This window comes from Variovorax sp. 10L421 (assembly GCF_056395365.1).
Map to the genome: position 1 here is coordinate 201051 of NZ_JBFTJJ010000004.1, position 16573 is coordinate 217623.

At 68.3% G+C, this 16573-nt stretch carries 16 protein-coding genes; 13 read left to right on the plus strand and 3 right to left on the minus strand.

Annotation, left to right across the window (positions count from 1 at the left end):
• Positions 1 to 244: 244 nt before the first annotated feature.
• The gene (locus AC1DFC_RS09065; protein WP_007832183.1) at positions 245 to 556 is read right to left on the minus strand and encodes a hypothetical protein; all 312 of its coding nucleotides are present in this window, start codon (positions 554 to 556) and stop codon (positions 245 to 247) included.
• A gap of 239 nt (positions 557 to 795) precedes the next feature.
• On the opposite strand from AC1DFC_RS09065, the gene AC1DFC_RS09070 reads away from it, so the two are divergent.
• Positions 796 to 1008 (plus strand): hypothetical protein, encoded by a 213-nt coding sequence (locus tag AC1DFC_RS09070; protein WP_007832184.1) that lies wholly within the window; start codon positions 796 to 798, stop codon positions 1006 to 1008.
• A gap of 9 nt (positions 1009 to 1017) precedes the next feature.
• Here AC1DFC_RS09070 and AC1DFC_RS09075 read toward each other — a convergent pair whose 3' ends face one another.
• Entirely contained in the window at positions 1018 to 1647 is a 630-nt protein-coding gene (locus AC1DFC_RS09075; protein WP_237726076.1) for an alpha-ketoglutarate-dependent dioxygenase AlkB, read from the minus strand.
• Positions 1625 to 3952, minus strand: coding sequence for an ATP-dependent DNA helicase (locus AC1DFC_RS09080; RefSeq protein WP_007832187.1), 2328 nt, complete (start codon positions 3950 to 3952; stop codon positions 1625 to 1627). The genes AC1DFC_RS09075 and AC1DFC_RS09080 overlap by 23 nt, the downstream gene beginning before the upstream one ends.
• 151 nt (positions 3953 to 4103) lie before the next feature.
• On the opposite strand from AC1DFC_RS09080, the gene AC1DFC_RS09085 reads away from it, so the two are divergent.
• From AC1DFC_RS09085 to AC1DFC_RS09140, 12 genes are all read left to right on the plus strand, one after another.
• Complete coding sequence (locus AC1DFC_RS09085) at positions 4104 to 7592, plus strand: response regulator (protein WP_478179031.1); 3489 nt, start codon at positions 4104 to 4106, stop codon at positions 7590 to 7592.
• Positions 7589 to 8458 (plus strand): CheR family methyltransferase, encoded by an 870-nt coding sequence (locus tag AC1DFC_RS09090; RefSeq protein WP_413311763.1) that lies wholly within the window; start codon positions 7589 to 7591, stop codon positions 8456 to 8458. The genes AC1DFC_RS09085 and AC1DFC_RS09090 overlap by 4 nt, the downstream gene beginning before the upstream one ends.
• On the plus strand, positions 8455 to 9060 hold the full coding sequence (locus AC1DFC_RS09095) for a chemotaxis protein CheB (protein WP_478179032.1): 606 nt from the start codon (positions 8455 to 8457) through the stop codon (positions 9058 to 9060). Before AC1DFC_RS09090 ends, AC1DFC_RS09095 begins: the two co-directional genes overlap by 4 nt.
• Complete coding sequence (locus AC1DFC_RS09100) at positions 9050 to 10264, plus strand: hybrid sensor histidine kinase/response regulator (RefSeq protein WP_007832193.1); 1215 nt, start codon at positions 9050 to 9052, stop codon at positions 10262 to 10264. Before AC1DFC_RS09095 ends, AC1DFC_RS09100 begins: the two co-directional genes overlap by 11 nt.
• 16 nt (positions 10265 to 10280) lie before the next feature.
• Entirely contained in the window at positions 10281 to 10637 is a 357-nt protein-coding gene (locus tag AC1DFC_RS09105; protein ID WP_478179033.1) for a response regulator, read from the plus strand.
• 73 nt (positions 10638 to 10710) lie between these two features.
• Positions 10711 to 11442: a FadR/GntR family transcriptional regulator gene (locus tag AC1DFC_RS09110; RefSeq protein ID WP_007832199.1), complete on the plus strand. Its 732-nt coding sequence runs from the start codon at positions 10711 to 10713 to the stop codon at positions 11440 to 11442.
• Positions 11443 to 11500: 58 nt separating this feature from the next.
• Positions 11501 to 12346: a substrate-binding periplasmic protein gene (locus AC1DFC_RS09115; RefSeq protein WP_007832200.1), complete on the plus strand. Its 846-nt coding sequence runs from the start codon at positions 11501 to 11503 to the stop codon at positions 12344 to 12346.
• A 34-nt stretch (positions 12347 to 12380) separates the two neighbouring features.
• Positions 12381 to 13232, plus strand: coding sequence for a transporter substrate-binding domain-containing protein (locus AC1DFC_RS09120; RefSeq protein ID WP_478179034.1), 852 nt, complete (start codon positions 12381 to 12383; stop codon positions 13230 to 13232).
• A gap of 108 nt (positions 13233 to 13340) precedes the next feature.
• Positions 13341 to 14378, plus strand: a complete 1038-nt coding sequence (locus tag AC1DFC_RS09125) for an L-idonate 5-dehydrogenase (protein WP_007832203.1) — start codon at positions 13341 to 13343, stop codon at positions 14376 to 14378.
• A gap of 46 nt (positions 14379 to 14424) precedes the next feature.
• Positions 14425 to 15090: an amino acid ABC transporter permease gene (locus AC1DFC_RS09130; protein ID WP_478179035.1), complete on the plus strand. Its 666-nt coding sequence runs from the start codon at positions 14425 to 14427 to the stop codon at positions 15088 to 15090.
• Between the two features lie 13 nt (positions 15091 to 15103).
• The gene (locus AC1DFC_RS09135; protein ID WP_413311751.1) at positions 15104 to 15763 is read left to right on the plus strand and encodes an amino acid ABC transporter permease; all 660 of its coding nucleotides are present in this window, start codon (positions 15104 to 15106) and stop codon (positions 15761 to 15763) included.
• Positions 15760 to 16551 (plus strand): amino acid ABC transporter ATP-binding protein, encoded by a 792-nt coding sequence (locus AC1DFC_RS09140; RefSeq protein ID WP_007832210.1) that lies wholly within the window; start codon positions 15760 to 15762, stop codon positions 16549 to 16551. The genes AC1DFC_RS09135 and AC1DFC_RS09140 overlap by 4 nt, the downstream gene beginning before the upstream one ends.
• Positions 16552 to 16573: the final 22 nt, after the last annotated feature.

Below are 16573 nucleotides of genomic sequence, written 5' to 3' on the forward strand. Positions count from 1 at the left end.
GGTTGCCCGATGTTGGACGGCATAGAAGCCGCGTTCGGCGCAGCGTCGCCGAACAAGCCGGCAACCCGCGTCCACCGCCGGGTGGCGGGAAATCGCAAGTCGTCCGGCTGGCGCCAGAAACAGGTCAGGAATGTCCGGTTTTCGCGGCTTCCCGAGGAGAAATCCGATTTTCGGACATGCCCAATGGCTGGTTTCAGGAGGCCGCGGAACTCGCACGTTCAGGCGGGGTTCCTCTTCACCCCGCTCAGCCGCGCTTTTCGGCGTTGCGCTTGCGCGTGGCGGCGGCCTTCTTCGCCGAGGCCGAGCGTTCGGCCGCGGTGCGGTGGGCGGCGGCAGCGCCGCCCAGGCGCCCGCCCTTGCGCGAGGGGCCGTGGTTCTCTGCCTTGCCGCGGCCGGAACCCGACTTCTTGCCGCCGCCTGTCTCGGCGTTCACCGTGGCCCAGGCGCGGCGCTCGGCCTCGCCCCTGCCCACACCGCGGTGCTCGTAGCCCTCTTCGATGTGTTCGGCCTTTCGCTTCTGCTTGTCCGTGTAGGACGACTTGTCGCCTCTTGGCATGGCATTGCTCCTGCTGCTCCTGCGGGTTGAGAAGCCCCCCATGCTGGGCGCACGGCGCGCGCAAGGGGTAAGAAGACGCACGCGCTGCGCGTCAGCGAAGTCTGTCTTGCGCCCCATGGCGTGCGTCGGCCGGCTGCCGCGCGGCTTGGACGACGCACGGGGTCGGTCCGTTCCCACAGGCATCCTCCATCGGCCGCAGGACAAATGGATGTCTTGTCCACCCCTACCCAGGAAGCCCCATGACGAGCCACAGGCAGCACCCGAAACACAACCCCGACGCCATCACCACCGACGAGCACGACACCGTGCCCACGCAGCACAACAAGGCGGGCAATCAGCCCGCCACGCCAAGGAACGAGCCGCGCCGCACGCCGGAAAGCCGGCACGACCGCGAGAGTCACGTCGGCGCAGGCAACCAGCTGCAGGCGCGCCGCGGCGGCGGCACGCGATGACGGCCGCGATCACGGCCCAGGCGATCTTCTTCGCGTGCGCAGCGTGATCGAATAGCGCAATGCCTCGGTCGGCGCGATGGCGTGTTGCCACGCCCACCGTGCCGGACCGCGCAGCATGTAGATCGAGCGCGGCTCGACAAGAAACTCCAGCGAACTCGGTCGCGAGGCCGCCGCGCCGGGCGCATACGGCCTGAACTGCATGACCGCATCGCCGAGCAGCGAGATGCCGACGATGTCCTCGAAGTCCGGTACGTCGCGGTGCCAGCCGAGCGGCGTGCCAGGCCGGTATTCGGCGATGAGCATGTGGGCGAGGTCTTCGGGCGCGAGGGCGGCCCATGCGGCCGCCCTCGCCCGCAATGGGTGAAGCACCACGGGCAGCGGCGGGCCGGGCTTGAGGCGGTTGGTGTCGAAGTCGTAGCTGCCGCCGAAGCTGGTGCCGCGCCGCCGCGCCGTGTATTCCTTGTAGCGCATCTCCCTGAGCGGCAGGCCCTGGACGATGCGCAGCAACGCCGCCTCTTCTTCGGGCGACAGGAACCCGCTTTCATAGCGCAGTCCCTCGATGGCGGCCACGGGCGCCTCGCCGAACAGGTCAGGCTGGCCGGCGTGTTCGAGGCGTCTAGCTGCGCGCATCTTCTTCATCGCCTCCGCCCAGTTGCACATGCCACCAGCGCGGCAGCAGCTCCCGGATTTCTGCACGCGCGAAGCGGTCGTCGAGCAGGTGCAGCACGCCACGGTCCTGCTCGGTGCGGATCACGCGGCCGGCCGCCTGCACCACCTTCTGCAGGCCCGGGTACAGGTAGGTGTACTCGTAGCCCTTGCCGAAGCGCGTCTGCATGCGCTCGCGCGTGATCTCGTTGAGTTCGTTGTACTGCGGCAGGCCCAGGCTGGCCACGAAGGCGCCGATCAGGCGGCTTCCCGGCAGGTCGATGCCCTCGCCGAACGCGCCGCCGAGCACCGCAAAGCCGATGCCTTGCCCGCCCTCCTCGAAGCGCGCGATGAAGCCGTGGCGGTCGGCCTCGCGCATGCCGCGCGTCTGCGCCCATACCGGCACGCCAGGATGCCGCAGCGAGAAGGCGGCGCAGGCTTTCTCGAGGTAGTCGAAGCTGCTGAAGAAGGCCAGGTAGTTGCCGGGCAGCCGCTCGAACTGCGCGCCGATGATGTCCGCCACGTTGCGCAGCGACCCCGCACGGTCGCGGAAGCGCGTCGACACATGCATCGCCACCTCGACGCGCAGCTGCTGGCTGTTGAAGGGCGAGGCCACGTCGAGCAGCGCGGTGCCTTCGGGCAGGCCGAGCGCATCGCGGTAGAACTCGAAGGGCGACAGCGTGCCCGAGAAGCAGGTGACCGACACCGCATCGCCGAAGCGCGCCTCCAGGAATGGCGCCGGCACGAGGTTGCGAATGGCGAGGCCGCGATCCTGCTGCGCCGCACCCAGCGTGCGCTCGAACACCGAGTGGTCGCCGAAGGCCTCGGCCAGCCGGGCGAAGTGCAGCGCGTCGAAGAAGAAGCGCTGCAGCGGCCCCTGCGAAGCATCGGGCGTGGCGGCGAAGTACTCGGCCATGGCGGTGTTGGCAGCCTGCAGGGTGCGCAGGAAGCGCTCGGGAATCTCGTCGCCGGTTTCGTAGTCGGCCACCTGGGCCTGCTGCACCGTGTCCCATTCGCGGAACAGCCGGGCCAGCGGATCGCGCAGCGCGGCCGGCGCGACTCGGTGCGCCTCTTCGAGCGCCGCGCCTTCGAGCTGCGCGGTGTACATGCCGCGCGAGCGCTCCAGCAGGTTGTGGGCCTCGTCCACCAGCACGGCCACGCGCCAGTCGGCGTCGCGCATGGTGGCGTAGAGGAAGGCGCTGCTGTCGAAGTAATAGTTGTAGTCGCCGACGATGGCGTCGGCCCAGTGCGCCATTTCCTGCGCGAGGAAATAGGGACACACCTCGTGCACGAGCGCGATGTGGCGCAAGGCTTCGCGGTCGAGCCACGCCACCTGCGCGGCCTGCTCGCGTGCGGCTGGCAGGCGGTCGTAGAAGCCCCTGGCGAGCGGGCAGGCATCGCCGTGGCAGGCGCGGTCGGGGTATTCGCAGACCTTCTCGCGGGCGGCGAGTTCGAGCACGCGCAGCCGGCCCTGGCCCTGCCCCCTGTCGAGCACGCGCAGCGCGTCGAGCGCCACCGGGCGGCCGGAGGTCTTGGCGGTGAGGAAGAACACCTTGTCGATCCTGCGCGCGGCGCGGGCCTTGAGCAGCGGGAAGATGGTGGCCAGCGTCTTGCCGATGCCCGTGGGTGCCTGCGTCATGAGGCAGCGCCCGCCCATGGCCGCGCGGTAGACGGCCTCGGCCAGTTCGCGCTGGCCCGTGCGGAAGTTGCGATGCGGAAATTCGAGCCGGGCCAATGTTTCGTCGAGCGCGGCGCGGTGGCCGGCTTCACTCGCGGCCCAGGCGCTGTAGCGGCCGCACAGCAGTTCGAAGTGCTCCCGCAGCGCTTCGCGGGTGTGATGCTCTTCGAGCACCGTCTCGTCGCCGGTGGCGAGGTCGAGGTACACCAGCGCCACCGTCATTTCGTCGTGGCCGTCCAGCTCGCACAGCATCCAGCCGTAGGTGCGGGCCTGCGCCCAGTGCAGCGCGCGGTGGTTGCCACGGATGGCGTCGAAGTCGCCGCGGAAGGTTTTTATCTCTTCGACGCGGGCCTTGCGCGCTTCATAACCGTCGGCCCGGCCGCGCACCCGGACCGCACCGCAAGTGGCTTCGAGCCCGACTTCGCAAGCGTAGTGCTCGGGATCGCGCCGGTGCTGCACCAGCGCGTGGCCTGCCATGCCTTCGAGCGCGCTGGGCGCGGGCACGAACCGCAGGTCGAGGTCGCCCGCCTTCGCACCGAAGGCGCACAGGGCCTTGACGGAAACGACATGTGCGGCAACGGTGGCCGCATCATTCTGCGGGTTGGAGGGTGTGGCGCCCATCTGGCAATGCTGTATGAATTCACAGTATAGCCACAGGGGTGCCGACGATAAGGCTTCCTCGCGCACGTCAAAATTGCGACGGGTCCTTCTCCGACAGGGCCCCCCCGATTTATCGGCAAGACTCGATAGGTTTTGCTTACAAATGCGCCTGATGAAAACTCCCACCGCGATCGACCCCGACGACTTCGAGCGTCTGCTGAGCCGCAACCTCAAGCTCCCGCTGATCGGCGGCGTGTTCGGTGCGGTGGTGTTCGTCGGGCTGATCCTCTTCCTGCTGTCGACCATCGGCTGGGTCGAGCACACCGACCGCGTCACCCGTGTCGCCAGCGAGCTGCGGCACCAGAGCGTCGACATGGAGACCGGCATGCGCGGCTTCCTTCTCACAGGCGACGACGCCTTCCTGGAGCCCTACCAGAGCGCCCTGCCCCGCATCAACGGCGACACGGCCACGCTGCGCAAGCTGGTGTCGGACAACCGCCAGCAGGTGGAACGCGTCGACCGCATCGCCGCCATCCAGAACAACTGGAACGAGCTGGCCGCCCAGCTGATCGCCGCGCGCCGTGCCGGCCCGGACCCCCAGCTCGAGGTGCGCCTGGGCCAGGGCAAGCGGCTGGCCGACGCCATGCGCGCCGAGTCCACGGCGTTCATGGAAACCGAGCAGGCCCTGCGCTTCCAGCGCAACAACGACGCCAACCGCACCGCATGGTGGGTGGTCGGCCTGTTCCTCTTGTTCACGCTGGTCATCACCGGGCTGGCGGCCTACTTCGGGCGGCGCCAGCTGGTGCTGCTGTCCGACAGCTACGACGTGGTGCTGAAGGAGCAGGCCGAGCACGCGGACAGGCTCGCCCAGGAGGCCTGGCTGCGCAGCGCACAGACCGAGCTCGTGGGAGAGCTGGTAGGCGAACTCAGCGCACCGGACATGGGCCGCAAGATCCTCGCGTTCTTCTCGCGCTACCTGGGCACGTCGGTCGGCGCGATGTATGTGCGCGAGCGCCACGGTCCGCTGCGTCGGGCGGCGAGCTATGGCTTTTCGAGTTCGGCCGAGGCGATGCCGCAGGTCTTTTCCCCCACCGAGAGCCTGGTGGGCCAGGCCGCGGCCGAGCGGCGCCGCATGCTGCTCGACCCGGTCGATGCCGACTACCTGAAGGTCAATTCGGGCCTGGGCGAGATGTCGCCCAAGGCCGTGCTGCTGGTGCCCGTTGCCAGCGCCGGCATGGTCAACGGCGTGGTCGAGCTCGGCCTGCCCGGCACGCTGGACGAGCGCGGCAGCCAGCTGATCGACACGGTGGCCGACGACATCGGCAGCTCGCTGGCGGCGGCGCGCTACCGCGAGCAGCTGCAGGACGTTCTTGCCCAGACCCAGCAGCTCAACGAGGAACTTCAGGTGCAGCAGGAAGAACTGCGCACCGCCAACGAAGAGCTCGAAGAACAGTCGCGCGCCCTGCATGCCTCGCAGGCCATGCTGGAGAACCAGCAGGCCGAACTGGAGCAGACCAACAGCCAGCTCTCCGAACGCACCGAGGCGCTGGACCAGCGCAACACCGCGCTGCGCCGCGTGCAGCGCGACCTGGAGGACCGCGCCGACGAGCTGCAGCGCGCCAGCCGCTACAAGTCGGAGTTCCTCGCCAACATGTCGCACGAGCTGCGCACGCCGCTCAACAGCGCGCTCATCCTCGCCAAGCTGCTGGGCGACAACCCGCAGGGCAACCTCACGCTGGAGCAGGTGAAGTTCGCGGAGTCGATCTACTCGTCGGGCAACGACCTGCTGGTGCTGATCAACGACATCCTCGACATCGCGAAGGTCGAGGCCGGCAAGCTCGAAGTGGTGCCCGAAGACGTCGCACTCGCCAAGCTGGCCCGCAGCCTGGAGAGCACCTTCGGCCCGCTGGCGATGCAGAAGAACCTGGGCTTCCGGCTCGAGGTGCGGCCCGACGCGCCGGCCTCGCTGGTCACCGACCGGCACCGGGTCGAGCAGATCCTCAAGAACCTGCTGTCGAACGCGCTCAAGTTCACCGACAGCGGCGAAGTGGCGCTGGTCGTTTCGCCGACGTCGGACGGTGGCGCCGCCTTCGCGGTCTCCGACTCGGGCATCGGCATCGATGCGCAGCAGCACGAGCTGATCTTCGAGGCCTTCCGCCAGGCCGACGGCACCACCAGCCGGCGCTACGGCGGCACCGGGCTGGGCCTGTCGATCTCGCGCGACCTCACGCAGCTGCTGGGCGGCACGCTCACGGTGCAGAGCGAGCCGGGCCGGGGCAGCACCTTCACGCTGCAACTGCCGGCGAAGGCGCCGCAGGCTTCGCCGGGGCTGCCGCAACAGTCGTCGTCGGTCTACACGCCCCGGCCTGCACCGGCACCGTCCGTGCCTTCCGCTGCGCCGCTGGCGCCAAAGCCTCCTCCCCCGGTGCCCGCACCGCAGTTCGCCGATGACCGCAGCCTCCCGCGCGACCAGGTGCGCCGCGTGCTCGTGATCGAGGACGAGCCGCAGTTCGCGCACATCCTCTACGACCTGGCGCACGAGCTGGGCTACCGCTGCCTGGTGGCGCATGGCGCGGCCGACGGCTTCGAGCTGGCCACGCAGTTCCTGCCCGACGCGATCCTGCTCGACATGCGCCTGCCCGACAGCACCGGGCTCGGCCTGCTGCAGCGGCTGAAAGACTCGCCGCACACGCGCCACATTCCGATCCACGTGGTGTCCGCCGCCGAGAACGCGCAGAGCGCGGCGCTGCAGATGGGCGCCATCGGCTATGCGCTGAAGCCGGCCACGCGCGACGAGCTGAGGAAGGTGTTCGGCCGGCTGGAGGAAAAGCTCACGCAGAAGGTCAAGGTCGTGCTGCTGGTGGAAGACGACGAGCTGCAGCGCGAGAGCGTCATCCGGCTCATCGGCGACGAGGACATCGAGATCGTTGCCGTCGGCTCCGGCGAGGAAGCGCTGGAGCTGCTGCGCACCCGCGTGTTCGACTGCATGATCACCGACCTGAAGCTGCCCGACATGCAGGGCAGCGAGCTGCTCAAGGCCATGGCAGCTGAAGAGATCGTGTCGTTCCCGCCGGTCATCGTCTACACCGGGCGCAACCTTACGCGCGACGAAGAAGCCGAGCTGCAGCGCTATTCGCGCTCGATCATCATCAAGGGCGCCCGCTCGCCGGAGCGCCTGCTCGACGAGGTGACGCTGTTCCTGCACAAGGTGGAGGCAGAGCTGTCCAGCGAGCGCCGGGGCATGCTGAAGACGGCGCGCGGGCGCGACCGCATCTTCGAGGGCCGCACCATCCTGCTGGTGGACGACGACGTGCGCAACATCTTCGCGCTGACCAGCGCGCTGGAGCAACGCGGCGCCATCGTGGAGATCGGCCGCAACGGCCGCGAGGCGCTGGAGCGGCTCGACCAGGTCAGCGAGATCGACCTCGTGCTGATGGACGTGATGATGCCGGAGATGGACGGCCTCGAAGCCACGCGCCGCCTGCGCGGCGACCCGCGCTTCGAGAAGATGCCGGTGATCGCCATCACCGCCAAGGCCACCAAGGACGACCGCGAGCAATGCCTGGCTGCCGGCGCCAACGACTACCTCGCCAAGCCGGTGGACCTGGAACGCCTGTTCTCGCTGCTGCGCGTGTGGATGCCGAAGATGGAGCGCCTGTGACCACACGCCCCGGCACATCGCAGGCTGCGCAGACGCCGCCGCTGCACCCGCTGAGCGACACGGAGATCGAGCTGCGCCTGCTGATGGAAGCCATTTACCTGAAGTACAGCTACGACTTCCGCAACTACACCGTGGCCTCGCAGAAGCGCCGCGTGCTGCATGCGCTCGAGCAACTCGGGCTGCCGAGCATCTCGGCGCTGCAGGAACGGGTGCTGCGCGAGCCATTGCTGTTCGGCCGGCTGCTGCAGTTCCTGACGATCCCGGTGAGCGAGATGTTCCGCGACCCGGCCTACTTCCTGGCCTTGCGCGAGCATGTGGTGCCGATCCTGCACACCTACCCTTCCGTCAAGGTCTGGGTGGCGGGTTGCAGCACGGGCGAGGAAGTGTTCTCGCTGGCCATCCTGCTGCGCGAGGAAGGCCTGCTCTCGCGCACGCAGATCTACGCCACCGACATCAACCCCGCTTCGCTGGAGAAGGCGCGGCTGGGCATCTTTCCGCTGGAGGCGATCCGCGGCTACACCGCAAACTATCAGCGCGCGGGCGGACGCAGCGCGTTCTCCGACTACTACACCGCCGCCTACGACGCCGCGCGCTTCGACCCTTCGCTGTGCGCCGACGTGATCTTTGCCGACCACAGCCTGGCCACCGACAGCGTGTTCGCCGAAACCCAGCTGGTGTCGTGCCGCAACGTGCTGATCTACTTCAACCGGGAGCTGCAGGACAGGGCGCTGGGCCTGTTCCACGAGTCGCTGTCGCATCGCGGCTTTCTCGGGCTGGGCTCGAAGGAAAGCATCGACTTCTCGGGCTACTCCAACCGTTTCGATACGCATGCGCGTGCCGAGCGCATCTACCGCAAGGCCACATGAACTGCCACCTTCGCTCACCCGTTCGCAAGCGCGTGGACGCCGTGGTGCTCGGCGCCTCGGCCGGCGGCATCGATGCGCTCTCCGCGCTGCTGCACGGCCTGCCCGCTGGTTGGCAAATTCCGATGGCGGTGGTCCTTCACCTGCCCGAGGGGCACGAGAGCCACCTCGCCGAGATCTTCGCGCAGCGCCTGCCTATTCCGGTGCACGAGGCCGCCGACAAGATGCCGCTGGCGGCCGGCAGCCTTTACTTCGCGCCGCCCGGCTATCACCTGTCGATCGAGCGCGAGCGCACCTTCTCGCTGAGCTGCGAGCCGCCAGTGCTGTTCTCGCGGCCGTCCATCGACGTGCTGATGGCCTCCGCCGCCGACGCCTATGGCCCTGCCCTCGCCGGCTTTCTGCTGACCGGCGCGAACGAAGACGGCGCCGAGGGCCTGCGCCGCATCCATCTGGCCGGTGGACTTACCGCCGTCCAGGAACCGAAAGAAGCACAGATTCCCACCATGCCCCAAGCCGCCATAGCGCGCCACGCTCCCGACTACGTGCTTCCCCTGCGCGAACTGCGCACCTTGCTGCTTCAACTGGAGGCCGCCCATGAACATTGACGTCCAGAGCAAGCTGCTCATCGTCGATGACCTGCCGGAAAACCTGCTGGCGCTGGAGGCGCTGATCCGCGCGCCGGGGCGCATCGTGTACCGCGCCGCCTCGGCCGACGCCGCTCTCGCGCTGCTGCTGGAGCATGAATTCGCGCTCGCCATCGTCGACGTGCAGATGCCGGGCATGAACGGCTTCGAGCTGGCCGAGCTGATGCGCGGCACCGAGCGCACGCGACACATTCCCATCATCTTCGTGAGCGCAGCCGGGCGCGAGCTGAACTACGCCTTCCAGGGCTACGAGAGCGGCGCGGTCGACTTCCTGCACAAGCCGCTGGACCCGCATGCGGTGGTCAGCAAGGTGCACGTGTTCGTCGACCTGTACCGGCACCGCAAGGCGCTGCGGCACGAGATGGAATCGCTCGCTGCCGCGCACCGCAAGCAGGAAGAGCTGGTGCAGCAGCTGCAGCAGACGCAGCACGAACTGGAGCGCGCGGTGCGCATGCGCGACGACTTCATGTCGATGGTGTCGCACGAGCTGCGCACGCCGCTCAACACGCTGTACCTCGAGGCGCAGCTGCGGCAGCTGCACCTGTCCAAGGGCAATCTCGCCAACTTCGCGCCCGAGCGGCTGCCCGCGATGATCGAGCGCGACCAGCGGCAGATCCGCAACATGGTGCGGCTGATCGACGACATGCTCGACGTCACGCGCATGCGGCGCGACGCGCTGTCGATCAAGACCGAGCCGGTCGACCTGGCCGCGCTGGCGCGCGCAGTGGTGGAGAACCTGCGCCAGCAGGCCGAAGCCGCGGGCTCGGCCATCACGCTGATTGCGCCCGCCGAACTGCACGGCGTGTGGGACGAGTTCCGCATCGAACAGGTGCTGACCAACCTGCTGACCAATGCCCTGCGCTACGGCGGCGGCAAGCCGGTCGAGATGGTGGTGCAGCAGATGGGAGGCACCGCCCGGGTGGCCGTGCGCGACCAGGGCATCGGCATTGCGCCCGAAGACCAGGAGCGCATCTTCAAGCAGTTCGAGCGCACCAAGGACAGCCGCAAGCACGCGGCCGGGCTGGGCCTGGGCCTGTACATCACGCACAAGATCGTGAGCCTGCATGGCGGACAGATCGGAGTGGAAAGCGCGCCGGGCGAAGGCTCGCGCTTCGTGGTCGACCTGCCGCTCGAGCCGCCGGCCATACTTCCCTCTTCAACCTGAAGGAAAGAAACCCCTCGTGAACGTGCTGATCGTCGACGACAACAAGGCAGCGGCCGACCTGCTGCAGGAACTGCTGGGCCTGTTCGGCCACACCGCACGCTGCACCTACACGGCGCAGCAGGCGCTGGACACGGCCGCCGCCGAGAGCTTCGATGCCGCGCTCATCGACCTCACGCTGCCCGATTTCCCGGGCACCGAGGTGGCGCGGCGGCTGCGCGCCAGTACCACCCAAGGCACGCCGAAGCTGTTGATCGCGATCTCGGGTTTTTCGGCGGAGGACGCGGGCAGCGAGGCGGCCGAAGGGCTGTTCGACCACCACCTGCAGAAGCCGATCGACATCGACAGGCTCGGCGGCCTCCTGGCGCAGGGCTGAGCGCGGCCGGCAGCCGGCTAGTGGTAAACCACTATCGGTAAATTGGTGAACCACTTTTAGACTGGCTCACCACATGGCGACCATTCACGAACTCCCCCGCCTGCCTGCGACCGAGCCGGATTCCGACCGCTCCTACCAGAAGCTCGCAGCCAGCATCGCCGCCCTCATCACCGAAGGCGAATTCAAGGTGGGCGACCGCCTGCCGTCCGAGCGCGCACTGGCCGACCGCTTCGGCGTGAGCCGCACGCTGGTGCGCGAGGCCATCATCGTGCTGGAGATCCAGGGCAACGTCGAAGTGCGCGGCGGCTCGGGCATCTATGTCTGTGCGCCGGCACCCGGCGCGGTGGCGCCGGCCTCGGCCTACACCCTGTCGCCCGGCCCGGGCCCCTTCGAGCTGCTGCGCGCGCGCTGCCTGATCGAGGCCGAGATCGCGGCGGTGGCCGCCGAGAGCCGCAAGGACAGCGACCTCGACCGCATCTACAGCGCGCTGGCCGAGATGCGCGAGAACATGCACGACAAGGAGGCCAACGAAGCGGCCGACCGCCTGTTCCACCTGCGCATTGCCGAGTCGACCGGCAACAGCGTGCTGCTGCAGATGGTGACCGCGGTGTGGGACCACACCAAGGCCCCGATCTGGTCGCAGCTGGAGGCCCACTTCCACACCCCGGCGCTGCGCCGCGCCTCGCAGGACGACCACCAGCGCGTGTTCACCGCCCTGCTGGAGCGCGACGCAGACGCGGCCCGCAAAGCCATGCGCGCGCACATCGAGCGCGTGATCAGCGAATTCGCGCAAGCCTGGCGCTGAGCAGGCACCCGGCGTCCGGCCTGCCGGCCGGCGCCACCCGAACCACGGAGACAAGACCATGAGATCCACCGTCCTTCGGCGATGCCGCATCGCCGCGCATTGCTTCGCCCTGACATTGCTGGCCGCTACCGCGGGTGGCGCGTCCGCCCAGCCGGCGCCCGGCGCCAGCCCACGCATCGACGCCATCCGCAAGGCCGGCGAACTGCGCGTGGGCGTGCTGCAGAACGCCCCCTGGCTGATGGAAAACACCACCGGCCAGGGCGAACCGTGGAGCGGCCCGGCCTGGCTGCTGGCCACCGAATACGCGAAGCTGCTGGGCGTGAAGCTGCGCACCGTGCCGGTCTCACACGAGACCAAGGTGCCGGTGCTCGCGGCCAACCAGGTCGACATGACCATCAGCCCCCTGGGCGAAACGCCCGAGCGGCTCAAGGTGGTCGACTTCGTCATCTACTCCGCCACCAGCGTGTGCATGTTCGGTCGCGCCGACAACGCGAAGCTGGCCAAGGCCGCCTCTGTGGACGACCTCAACCAGCCCGACGTGACGATCGCCTATTTCACCGGCGGCGCCGAGGAAGGCTGGGTCAAGGAGCGCTTCCCGAAGGCGAAGCTGCGCGCCGTCGCCAGTTCGGGCGCCACCGCCCCCATCGAGGAAATCATGGCGCGCCGCGCCGACGCCGCGCCGATCAACCGCGTGCCATGGGTCGGCCTGCAGCAGAAGGTCAAGGGACTGGCCGTGCTGCCGAAGGACAACAACTGCCAGTCGAGCACCGAGAAGGCCTCGCCGGTCGGGCTCGCGGTGGACAAGAACCAGCCCGCGTACCTGAACTGGCTGCGCGAGGTCGCCAAGGCGCAGAAGGCGCGCCTGGACGCGGACGAGGCCCGCATCGTCGGCACGCTCAAGTGAGCATGAATCCCAGCAACATCAGGAGACAGACAGCATGACGAAGATCAAGACCTTCCTGGCGCGCGCATCGCGCGGTGCCGTGTTCGCTGCGGCACTCGCGGCCCTGGGCTCGACGGCCCTGGCGCAGACCCCGCCCGCGCCGGGTGCCAGCCCCCGCATCGACGCCATCCGCAAGGCCGGCGTGCTGCGCGTCGGCGTGGTCAACAACCCGCCCTGGCTGGTGCAGAACACCAGCGGCGACGGCGAAGACTGGGCCGGCCCGTCGTGGATGCTGGGCAAGGAATTCGCCAAGCTGCTCGGCGTGAAGATGATGCCGGTGGCGGTGAGCCACGAAACCAAGGTGCCGGCGCTGGTGGCCAACCAGATGGACATCATGATCGGCCCGCTGAACCAGACGGCCGAGCGCGCGAAGATCATCGACTTCGTCACCTTCTCCAGCACCGGCGTGTGCATGTTCGGACGCGCCGACAACCCGAAGTTCACCGGCGCGAAGACGCTCGAGGACTTCAACAGGCCCGAAGTCACCATCGCCTATTTCTCGGGTGCCGGCGAAGAGCCGCTGGTGCGCCAGCAGTTCCCGAAGGCCAAGCTGCGCGGGGTGGCCAATTCAGGCTCGGTCGCGCCCATCGAGGAAGTGATGGCCGGGCGCTCCGACGTGGCGCCGCTCAACCGCATGCTGTGGCCCAACATCAGCAAGAAGGTGAAGGGGCTGGCCGCGTTCCCGAAGGAAAACGACTGCCAGGACAGCAAGATCTTCGAGATTCAGTCCGGCATGGGCGTGGCCAAGGAACAGCAGGCGTACCTCGACTGGCTGCGATCGGTGGCGCAGCGCATGCAGCCCGCGCTGACCGCGGAAGAGCGGCGCATGACGCAGAACCTCAAGTAAGTCGAGCGCCTTCGGGCGCTTCCTCCACCTCCCATCGAAGTCTTTCGGGCCGCCGCCATCGGAGCGGCCCGCGGGGACTCCCTTGCCCATCATTTCGAGATCTTCACCATGTTGAATTGCCAGATCCACGGTGCCCGCGACCTGCGCGTGGAAGACGTGCCCACTGAAACGCTCTCGCCCACGCAGGTGCGCGTCGGCGTCAAGGCCGTGGGCATCTGCGGCTCCGACCTGCACTACTACCAGCACGGCCGCGTCGGCGACTTCCTGATCCGCGCCCCGCTCACGCCGGGCCACGAAGCCTCGGGCCAGGTGCTGGAAGTGGGCGCGCAAGTGACCTCGGTGCGCGCCGGCGACCGCGTGGCGCTCAACCCCTCGCGCACCTGCGGCCACTGCCGCTTCTGCCGCGTGGGTGCTTCCAACCACTGCGAGAACGTGCACTTCTTCGGCAGCGCGAGCAAGTGGCCCCACATGCAGGGCGCGATGCGCGAGCAGGTGGTGGTGGAAGCGAGCCAGTGCGTGCCCGTACCCGACGGCCTGTCGTTCGAACTGGCCGCCTTCGGCGAGCCGCTGGCGGTGGCGCTGCATGCGGTGCAGGAGGCCGGCTCGCTGCTGGGCAAGACGGTGATGGTGATCGGCACCGGCCCCATCGGGGCCCTGATCCTCATGGCCGCGAAGCTGGCGGGCGCGAGCCGGCTGATCGCGGTGGACATCCAGGACCAGACGCTGGCCGCCTGCACCCGCGTGGGCGCCACGCAGACCATCAACGCCGCGAAGGACCCGGCGGCACTGGACGCGCTGGCCGAGGGCAAGGGCCAGGTCGACGTGAGCTTCGAGGTGTCGGGCAACTACGCAGGGCTGGCCAACTGCATCCGCCTCACGCGCCCGCGCGGCACCGTCGTGCAGGTGGGCACACTCAACGGCAGCAGCGAGGGCTGCCCGTTCAACCAGGTCATGGTGAAGAGCCTCACCTACGTTGGCACCTTCCGCTTCATCGGCGAGTACGCATGGGCGGTCGACTACCTGAGCCGCGGCGTGCTCGACGTGTCGCCGCTGCTGACCGACGCACTGCCGGTGTCGCGCGTGCACGAGGCCTTTGCGCTGGCCGCCGACCGGCAGCGCGCCATGAAGGTGATGGTCACGTTCTGAAGAACGCACCCGCCCTTCCCTTCATCACCTCACGGGGATTATTCCCATGAACTTCGATTTCTCGCCGATCGCGGACAACTGGCGCTTCTTCGCCAGCGGCCTGGGCATGACCGTGCTGCTGAGCATCGTCAGCGCGGCCACGAGCCTGCTGGCCGGGCTCGTGATTGCGCTGTTGCGCCTGTACGGCCTGCGCTGGCTGCGGCCGCTGCTGGTCTTCTACATCGACTCGATGCGCGCCATTCCGGTGCTGGTGGTGCTGATCTGGATCTACTTCGCGTTCCCGATCATCGCGAACGTGACCTTCCCGCCCTTCTGGGCGGCGCTGGTCGCGCTCACGCTGCACATCGCGGCCTACGCGGCGGAGGTGATCCGCGCAGGCATCGAGTCGATCCGGCCGGGCCAGACGCGCGCCGCACTGGCGCTGGGCATGTCGCGCGCGCAGATTTTGCGCAAGGTGCTGCTGCCGCAGGCCATCGTGCGGATGCTGCCGGCCTTCGGTTCGATCCTCACCATCGCGATCAAGGACACGGCCATCGCCACCGTGATCGCGGTGCCCGAGCTGATGCACCGCGCCGAAACCGTGGCCGGCCAGAGCTACCGGCCGGTGGAGGTGTTCACCGCGGTGATGGTGGCGTACTTCTGCATCCTGTTTCCCGTCACGCGGGGCGTGGACCGGCTCTATCGCCGCTTCGCGCACCTTGGCCGCTCGTAGGAAAGACACAGCCATGACATTCGATTGGTCCGTGATCTGGACGCACCGCGCCGCGCTGCTCGAAGGCGCCGCCCTCACCGTGGGCCTGACCGTGCTCACGATGCTGCTGGCAGTGCCCGGCGGCATCGTGCTCGCGCTGATGCGCCTGTCGCCCAACAAGCTGCTGCAGTCGGTTTCGCTCGGCTTCGTGGAGTTCTTCCGCAACCTGCCGCTGATCCTCGTCATCTACTGGGCCTTCTACGTGATGCCCATGGCCTTCGACGTGCAGTTCTCGGCCATCACCACCGCGCTCGTGGCGCTGGTGCTGAACGTCGCGGCCTACAACGCCGAGACCTTCCGCGCAGGCATCAACTCGATCCGCAAGGGGCAGATGGAGGCCGCGCTCGCCATGGGCATGTCGCGCCGCCAGGCGATGTTCAAGGTGGTGATCCCGCAGGCCGCGCGCCGCATCCTGCCGGTGATCGCGAGCACCTGGATCTCGCTGTTCAAGGACACCTCGCTGGTCTCGGTCATCGCCGTCAGCGAGCTGGCCTACACCTCGATGCAGATTCGTGCGCAGACCTTCCGCGTACTGGAGATGCTCACCGCCATGGCCGTCATCTACTGGCTCATGGGCTACCCGCAAGCCAAGCTGGTGGACTGGATCCACCGCAAATACGGAGTCAAGGAATGAACGCAACCACCCCAACCGCTCTTTCCCCGGCGCGCAAGAACGCCGACCAGCCGCCCGTGCTGGTGTACGAGAACGTCCGCAAGCTGTACGGCGACTTCGTGGCGCTGCGCGGCGTGTCGCTGCAGGTGCACAAGGGCGAGGTGATGTGCCTGATCGGTCCCTCGGGCTCGGGCAAGTCCACGCTGCTTCGCTGCACCAACGCGCTGGAGGCCATCGACGGCGGGCGCGTGCTGGTCGACGGCGTGGCGCTGCCCTCGCAGGAGTCGCAGGTGCGCAAGGTGCGCCAGCGCATGGGCATGGTGTTCCAGAGCTTCGAGCTGTTCCCGCACAAGTCGGCGCTCGACAACGTGGCGATGGGCCCGGTCACAGTGCTGGGCATGCCCGAGGACAAGGCCCGCGCGCGCGCGATGGTGCTGCTGGAAAAGGTGGGCCTGGCGAACAAGGCCGGCAACTTCCCGGCCAACCTCTCGGGCGGCCAGCAGCAGCGCGTGGCCATTGCCCGCGCGCTGGCGATGGAGCCCGAGGTGATGCTGTTCGACGAGCCCACCTCGGCGCTCGACCCCGAGACCGTCGGCGAAGTGCTGAGCGTGATGCAGAAGCTCGCGCAGGAAGGCATGACCATGATCGTGGTGACGCACGAGATGGGCTTCGCGCGGCGCGTGGCCGACTGGGTGGTGGTGTTCGAAGCCGGCGCCATCATCGAACAGGGCCCGCCCACGCAGATCTTCGACAACCCGACGGTGGAGCGCACCCGCGACTTCCTCGGTCACCTCGGCTGGAACGGCTGAACCACTCACCCCCTGAAGCCAC

Excerpts from the sequence above, each read along its gene's own strand:
- AC1DFC_RS09110 (WP_007832199.1), top strand. The coding sequence starts at position 10,711 with ATGGCGACCATTCACGAACTCCCCCGCCTGCCTGCGACCGAGCCGGAT.
- AC1DFC_RS09070 (WP_007832184.1), top strand. The coding sequence starts at position 796 with ATGACGAGCCACAGGCAGCACCCGAAACACAACCCCGACGCCATCACC.
- AC1DFC_RS09115 (WP_007832200.1), top strand. The coding sequence starts at position 11,501 with ATGAGATCCACCGTCCTTCGGCGATGCCGCATCGCCGCGCATTGCTTC.
- AC1DFC_RS09080 (WP_007832187.1), bottom strand. The coding sequence starts at position 3,952 with ATGGGCGCCACACCCTCCAACCCGCAGAATGATGCGGCCACCGTTGCC.
- AC1DFC_RS09125 (WP_007832203.1), top strand. The coding sequence starts at position 13,341 with ATGTTGAATTGCCAGATCCACGGTGCCCGCGACCTGCGCGTGGAAGAC.
- AC1DFC_RS09095 (WP_478179032.1), top strand. The coding sequence starts at position 8,455 with ATGAACTGCCACCTTCGCTCACCCGTTCGCAAGCGCGTGGACGCCGTG.
- AC1DFC_RS09065 (WP_007832183.1), bottom strand. The coding sequence starts at position 556 with ATGCCAAGAGGCGACAAGTCGTCCTACACGGACAAGCAGAAGCGAAAG.
- AC1DFC_RS09075 (WP_237726076.1), bottom strand. The coding sequence starts at position 1,647 with ATGAAGAAGATGCGCGCAGCTAGACGCCTCGAACACGCCGGCCAGCCT.
- AC1DFC_RS09120 (WP_478179034.1), top strand. The coding sequence starts at position 12,381 with ATGACGAAGATCAAGACCTTCCTGGCGCGCGCATCGCGCGGTGCCGTG.
- AC1DFC_RS09140 (WP_007832210.1), top strand. The coding sequence starts at position 15,760 with ATGAACGCAACCACCCCAACCGCTCTTTCCCCGGCGCGCAAGAACGCC.
- AC1DFC_RS09100 (WP_007832193.1), top strand. The coding sequence starts at position 9,050 with ATGAACATTGACGTCCAGAGCAAGCTGCTCATCGTCGATGACCTGCCG.
- AC1DFC_RS09130 (WP_478179035.1), top strand. The coding sequence starts at position 14,425 with ATGAACTTCGATTTCTCGCCGATCGCGGACAACTGGCGCTTCTTCGCC.
- AC1DFC_RS09135 (WP_413311751.1), top strand. The coding sequence starts at position 15,104 with ATGACATTCGATTGGTCCGTGATCTGGACGCACCGCGCCGCGCTGCTC.
- AC1DFC_RS09085 (WP_478179031.1), top strand. The coding sequence starts at position 4,104 with ATGAAAACTCCCACCGCGATCGACCCCGACGACTTCGAGCGTCTGCTG.